The sequence below is a fragment of the Protofrankia sp. Cr1 genome (genome assembly GCF_963555865.1).
Taxonomy (GTDB): domain Bacteria; phylum Actinomycetota; class Actinomycetes; order Frankiales; family Frankiaceae; genus Protofrankia.
Map to the genome: position 1 here is coordinate 16,245 of NZ_CAUVXO010000021.1, position 6,367 is coordinate 22,611.

General features: G+C 67.7%; 6 protein-coding genes. 5 read left to right on the forward strand and 1 reads right to left on the reverse strand.

All coding sequences use genetic code 11. The features are described 5' to 3' along the window. Nucleotides 1-1,069, reverse strand: a 1,069-nt coding sequence (locus U9980_RS03910; protein ID WP_322766713.1) for a cytochrome c oxidase assembly protein, incomplete at its 3' end; no start/stop codon positions are given. 105 nt (nucleotides 1,070-1,174) lie between these two features. Here U9980_RS03910 and U9980_RS03915 point away from each other — a divergent pair. The 5 genes from U9980_RS03915 to U9980_RS03935 form a co-directional block, all read left to right on the forward strand. Next, nucleotides 1,175-1,813: a heme-copper oxidase subunit III gene (locus tag U9980_RS03915; protein WP_322766714.1), complete on the forward strand. Its 639-nt coding sequence runs from the start codon at nucleotides 1,175-1,177 to the stop codon at nucleotides 1,811-1,813. 5 nt (nucleotides 1,814-1,818) lie between these two features. Continuing rightward, the gene (locus U9980_RS03920; protein ID WP_322766715.1) at nucleotides 1,819-2,622 is read left to right on the forward strand and encodes a c-type cytochrome; all 804 of its coding nucleotides are present in this window, start codon (nucleotides 1,819-1,821) and stop codon (nucleotides 2,620-2,622) included. Then, on the forward strand, nucleotides 2,619-3,764 hold the full coding sequence (locus tag U9980_RS03925; protein ID WP_322766716.1) for a ubiquinol-cytochrome c reductase iron-sulfur subunit: 1,146 nt from the start codon (nucleotides 2,619-2,621) through the stop codon (nucleotides 3,762-3,764). Before U9980_RS03920 ends, U9980_RS03925 begins: the two co-directional genes overlap by 4 nt. Further along, nucleotides 3,761-5,377: a cytochrome bc complex cytochrome b subunit gene (locus U9980_RS03930; protein WP_322766717.1), complete on the forward strand. Its 1,617-nt coding sequence runs from the start codon at nucleotides 3,761-3,763 to the stop codon at nucleotides 5,375-5,377. The genes U9980_RS03925 and U9980_RS03930 overlap by 4 nt, the downstream gene beginning before the upstream one ends. Nucleotides 5,378-5,571: 194 nt before the next feature. Beyond that, nucleotides 5,572-6,367 (forward strand): ABC transporter ATP-binding protein (locus U9980_RS03935; protein WP_416210142.1); only part of this gene is annotated, 796 nt, incomplete at its 3' end.

A 6,367-nucleotide genomic window follows, 5' to 3' on the forward strand; every position in this document is an offset into this window, starting at 1 on the left:
CACCGGCGGCGAGCCTGGCCAGCCAGGCGTTGTACGCAGCCTCCCGGGCGACCAGTTCGGCCTCCGGGTCCGGCTCGGGGTCGGTTTCCGGGATCTGTTGCGGTTCCTGATCGGCGGTGGCCGACCCCGGGGCAGCGGACGCGGCCAGTCGTTCGAGTCGGTCCAGCCGGCGGTCCTCGCGGGCGGCTTCGCGCCCGTCAGCCCGCGACCACTGGACGAACAGGGCGACGAACACCATCGCACCGACCAGCTCCCCCGCGGCCCACATGAGCCCCGCGCCGGTCTGCTGGTCGCCCAACAGGCTCGACCCCCAGCTCCGGTCCAGCGAGGAGTACCAGTCCGCGGCGAAGACCTCGTTTGTCGTGAACATCGCCAGCGCCCACAGCGCGTGCAGCGGGAACGTCACGAACAGCAGGATGAGGCGTCCCCAGTAAGGCAGCCGGCCGGGGACGGGGTCAAGCCCGATGATCGGCCAGTAGAACAGGCAGCCGACCACCAGGAAGTGGATGTGCAGGAAAAGGTGCAGCACCGGATGCCGCAACGATGACTCGTAGAGACTGGTGAAGTACAAACCGTACAGGCTCACGATGAACAGGCCGAAACCGACCAACGGGAAGGCCATCACCCGGGCCACCCGGCTGTGCAACGCCGCCACCAGCAGGCCACGGGAGCGCCGCGGAAGGGCGCGCAGCGCGAGCGTGATCGGGGCTCCGAGCGCGAGCGGGATCGGGGCGACCGTGCCCAGCAGCATGTGCTGCACGGCGTGGGCGCTGAACAGTGCGGTGTCGTAAGCCGCGATTCCGCCCACGAGTGCGTACCCGACGACGAACAGACCGGCGAGCCAGGACGCCGTCCGCCACGGGTTCCAGGCGTCACCGCGATCTGTGAGCCTGCGCACTCCGAGCAGGTACAGCCCTGCCATCGTGGCGATCAGAAGCAGCGGTCCGGGTTCGGGTGTCAGGTGCAGGAGCATCCGTCCGACCGTCGGTGGGGGCGGCAGTTGTCCCTGGCCGGGCAGTGCAAACACGTCCTGGGGAGCTACCGGGACAAGCGTGCTGGGACTGGTCACAGGCTCCGTCACCTCGCTTCGGCCGGGGCACGCCAGCACCCTCGACAGCTCGTAGTCCTACCGAATGTCGAACCTACGGTGGCGCCTGGCCGAACGCGTGCCAGAATGACCGACGTGGCCTCCGCCCCCGTCCTTGAGAAGGCTCCGCCGCCGCACCCCACGGCCAACCGTCCCTCGATGGTTTCCGTGGGAACGATCGTGTGGCTGTCATCGGAGCTGATGTTCTTCGCGGCCCTGTTCGCGATGTACTACACGATCCGGTCGGTCAACAGTGGCAACTGGCCGCCGATCACCGGCGATCCCGCGGGGTCCGAGATCGGCCCGGTTCACCTGCACGTCGGTTACGCGCTCGTCTTCACCACGATCCTGGTGTTGTCGAGCCTGACCTGTCAGCTGGGCGTCTTCGCCGCGGAACGAGGCGACGTCTACGGCCTGCGTCGCTGGTACCTCATCACGCTGGTGATGGGTGCGGTGTTCGTGGGCGGCCAGGCGTGGGAGTACTTCCGCGAGAACGAGTTCTCGATCTCGTCGCATGCCTTCGGGTCCGTCTACTACCTCACGACCGGCTTCCACGGGCTGCACGTGATCGGCGGGCTGGTGGCCTTCGTGATCGTCCTCGTCCGGTCGACCTACGGCAGATTCACCCCTGAGAAGGCGACCTCGGCGATCGTGACGTCGTACTACTGGCACTTCGTCGACGTCGTCTGGATCGGCCTCTACGCGACCATCTACCTCCTCCAGTGAGCGACATGACTGCATCCTTGGGCGCTGCCCGCGCATCCCGACGCCGGCATCGGCGTTCCTCCGCTGTCGTCCTCCTGATGGCGCTTGCGGCCACCGGGCTGCTGTGGACCGCGCTCGCGCCGCGCGGGACGGCCCAGAGCACCCCCGATGCCAACGAGGCCGTCCGGGCGGGCCGGGCGCTGTACCTCCAGGGCTGTTCAAGCTGCCACGGGTTGAACGCCCAGGGCGGTGGCCAGGCCCCGAGTCTCGTCGGGGTCGGGTCTGCCGCCGTGGACTTCCAGGTGAGCACGGGTCGGATGCCGCTCGCCGCACCGGGCGCGCAGGCCGAGCGCAAAGACCCGATCTACAGCCAGACCCAGATCGACCAGTTGGCCGCCTACGTCGACAGCCTCGGTGGCGGCCCGAAGACGGCGGTCGTGACCAAGAACGCACTGGATGACGCGGACCTGGCCCAGGGCGGGGAGCTCTATCGGGCGAACTGCGCCCAGTGCCATCAGGCGGTGGGCGCGGGTGCCCCGCTCACGTACGGCAAGTACGCACCCGATCTGAGCAGGGCCACTCCGACACAGATCATCGATGCCATGCGGACCGGCCCCGAGTCGATGCCCGTGTTCGGCCCCGGACAGATCGACCCTGCCGGCGCTGTGGCAATCGCGAAGTACGTGAAGTACGTCACCGCGGCGCCGAGCGCCGGTGGTAGCACGCTCGGCAAGTACGGCCCGGTTCCCGAGGGACTGCTGGCCTGGCTGGTCGGAATCGGTGGCCTGCTCGCGGTGTGCATGTGGATCGGAGCGAGGCAGAAGGTATGAGCAAGCGAGACGACGAGACGTCCGGGCCGGACGTTCCCGCCGAGGGCGAGAGCATCTTCGACCGCGCCAAGCCCGAACCGCGCCCGGGCCGCGGCGACGGTCCCGAGCAGCTGGGTACCCCCCCGCACCAGACCGACTCGACTCAGGAGGGCTCAACGGTCCTGCTGGCCGAGCCCGATGAGCGGGCCGCGGCCATCCCCACGGCCCACGCCGAGGAGATCGACCGCCGGGCCGAGCGTAGGGCCGAACGGCTGGTGGCGTTCTGGTTCATGGTCTCGGTGGTCGGGACGATCGGTTTCGTGGTCACCAACTTCGTCGGTGACAAACATGCCGAGTACTACACCCCGTGCATGGGCACCGCACTGGGTCTGGCCATGGGCGGCATCGGATTCGGGGTCATCCTCTGGGCGAAGCGCCTCATGCCGCATGAGGAGGCCGTCCAGGAGCGTCATCCCTTCGCCTCCTCGGATGAGGAGATCGCCGTCACCGAGGAGACGGTCGCACTCGGCTTCGCCGATACCGGTCTTGCCCGCCGACCGTTGGTTCGCCGCACCATGCTGGGCGCGGGAAGCGTGCTCGGCGCCCTGCTGGTGGTGCCGTTGCTGAATCTGAGCAACCGCAAGCCGGGCGATCAGCTCAAGCACAGCCACTGGGCCAAGGGTGCCCGGTTGGTGAACGGAGAAGGTAATCCGGTCGCGCTCGGTGACATCGCCATCGGTGGTATAGAGACCGTCTTCCCGGCGATCCCGGTGACCGCGGCCGACGGCAGCGTTCGGTTCGAGCCCCAGCTGACCCTGCACCAGAAGGCCGACAGCGTCACCATCCTCATCCGGCTCCCCCCGGATGCGAACCGACCGCGGCCGGGGCGGGAGGACTGGGCCTACGACGGCCACGTCGCCTACTCCAAGATCTGTACCCACGCGGGTTGTCCGGTCAGCCTCTATGAGGCGCAGACCCATCACCTGCTGTGCCCCTGCCACCAGTCGGTGTTCAACGTTCTGGACGGATGTCGAGCGATCTTCGGTCCGGCCAGCCGATCCCTGCCACAGCTGGCGATCGCTGTTGATGACGACGGGTATTTCATCGCACGAGACGGCGACTACACCGAGCCCGTCGGTCCCGCCTTCTGGGAGCGTCCATGACCACCGTCCCGCCACCCTCCCTGGTCAAGCGACCCGGTCCGGTCCGCAAACTCAACCGGGCCGTCGACGAGCGCTTCGGGTCCCAGGCCGCGCTGCGCCGCAACCTCAACAAGGTGTTCCCCGACCACTGGTCTTTCATGATCGGGGAAATTGCCCTCTACAGCTTCGTCATCCTGGTTCTGACCGGCATCTATCTGACGCTGTTCTTCGACCCGAGCAACGTCGAGATCCCCTACAACGGCTCCTTCATCCCGTTGCGGGGTGTGGAGATGAGCCGGGCCTACGCCTCGACCCTCGACATCAGCTTCGACACCCGGGCGGGGCTGGTCTTCCGTCAGATCCACCACTGGGCGGCACTGCTGTTCGTCGCCTCGATCGTGGTGCACCTGATGCGGGTGTTCTTCACCGGCGCCTTCCGCAAGCCTCGCGAGGTCAACTGGCTGATCGGCGTCGGGCTGCTGGTGTTGGGGATCCTCGAGGGTTTCGCCGGCTACTCGCTGCCGGACGACCTGCTGTCGGGTACCGGGCTGCGTATCGCGGCCTCGATCGCGCAGTCGATCCCGGTCATCGGAACCTGGACGTCGTTCCTGGTCTTCGACGGCGAGTGGCCGGGTGACAACTTCATCCCCCGGCTGTATGTGATCCACATTCTGCTGGTGCCGGGGATCCTGCTGGCGCTGATCGGCGCCCATCTGGGCATCCTGTGGCACCAGAAGCACACAGATTTCCCCGGGCCGGGCAAGACCGAGCACAACGTCATCGGGCATCGCGTCTTCCCGATCTTCGCGGTGAAGTCCACCGGGTTCTTCATGCTGGTGTTCGCGATGCTCGCCCTGCTCGGTGGTCTGGCGCAGATCAACCCGATCTGGAGCTTCGGCCCCTATGACCCGGGTAACGTCAGCTCGGCGTCGCAGCCCGACTGGTACATCGGCTTCCTCGACGGATCGACTCGACTGTTCCCACCGTGGGAGTTCCGCGGGCTCGGGCATACCGTCCCGGCGGTGTTCTGGCCGACCGTCGTGCTGCCCGGAATCCTGTTCACGCTGCTGGCGGTGTACCCCTTCCTGGAGGCGAAGTTCACCGGGGATTCCGCATCGCACAACCTGCTCCAGCGACCGCGTGACGCCCCGGCCCGCACCGGTTTCGGGGCCATGGCCATCAGTTTCTATCTGGTGCTGTGGATCTCCGGTGGTAACGACGTCATCGCGGGGACGTTCGACATCTCGCTGAACGCCATGACCTGGGCCGGCCGGATCGGTTGCATCATCGTCCCGCCGATCGCCTTCACGGTGACCAAGCGGCTCTGTGTGCACCTGCAGGCCCGTGACCGGGACGTCACCGAGCACGGTGTCGAGACCGGGATCATCCACCAGCTGCCCAACGGGGAGTTCGTGGAGCAGCATCGTCCGAAGTTGCCGCCGACGCCGGACCACCGGCGGGTACCGACCGACCGGGTGGCGTTGCCGGGCGGGGAAAACGGGCATGCCACGGGCGGTCTCGTCCGCCGCGCAGGCAAGGCGGTGACCGGGTTCTTCGTCGAGGGGGAGGAAGCGGAGGGCGGTCCGCGCGAGGCCACCGGCGAATCTCCTGACCAGCCTGCCGGCAGACACTGAGCCCGACAGGTACTGAGCCCGACAGGTACTGAGCACGACAGGTAGCGACCTGCTCCATCCCGGCCGAGGGCTGGTGCGTCCGAGACCCGGACGCACCAGCCCTCGGCTTTTCGCTGCCCGCCGGCGCAGGCCTGACCACCGACCAGGTGACGGGAGAGCCGGAAGAGCAGATAGTTAGTTGCACGAAGGAAACGATGTGGAGGTCGGATGTCTGTCGAGCACCCGTGCCCGTCGCGCCCAGTGCGGCGTCGGGCGACCCACCAGCCCTTGCCGTGAGGGGCCTGACCTACCGGTTCGGTGAGCACACAGCGGTCGACGCGATCGATCTCGACCTCAATGCCGGCGAGATCATCGGGCTGCTCGGGCCGAACGGGGCCGGCAAGACCACGGCGATCCGTGCCATCGTCACGCTGCTACGGCCGGTCGCCGGGTCGGTGCACGTGTTCGGGGTGGACGCGGTACGCAATCCGATCCGAGCACGTCGCCTCATCGGCTACGTGCCGCAGATGCTCTCGGCCGACTCGGGGCTGACCGGACGGGAGAACGTGGCGCTGTTCGCGGGCCTGTTCGATGTGCCGCGGCGCCAGCGCCGGGCCCGGGTCAACGACGCCATGGCCGCGATGGGGCTGACCGAGGTCGCCGACCGGATGGCGCGAACCTACTCGGGCGGGATGGTGCGTCGTCTCGAGCTGGCTCAGGCGCTGGTCAACGCACCGCGCCTGCTGATCCTCGACGAGCCGACCGTCGGGCTGGACCCGATCGCCCGCGACAGCGTGTGGGAACACGTCCAGGGTCTGCGGGCCGAGTACGCGATGGCAGTCCTGCTCACCACCCATTATATGGAGGAAGCGGACGTCCTGTGTGACCGGGTTGCGCTCATGCATGCCGGCGGGGTACGCGCCGTCGGTGTTCCGAGCGAGCTGAAGGCTGCGCTCGGCGCGCAGGCGAGCCTTGAGGACGTATTCCGCCAGCACACCGGTGGTGCATGTG

Coding starts and splice junctions, on each gene's coding strand:
- U9980_RS03920 (WP_322766715.1), top strand. CDS start 1,819: ATGACTGCATCCTTGGGCGCTGCCCGCGCATCCCGACGCCGGCATCGG.
- U9980_RS03930 (WP_322766717.1), top strand. CDS start 3,761: ATGACCACCGTCCCGCCACCCTCCCTGGTCAAGCGACCCGGTCCGGTC.
- U9980_RS03925 (WP_322766716.1), top strand. CDS start 2,619: ATGAGCAAGCGAGACGACGAGACGTCCGGGCCGGACGTTCCCGCCGAG.
- U9980_RS03915 (WP_322766714.1), top strand. CDS start 1,175: ATGACCGACGTGGCCTCCGCCCCCGTCCTTGAGAAGGCTCCGCCGCCG.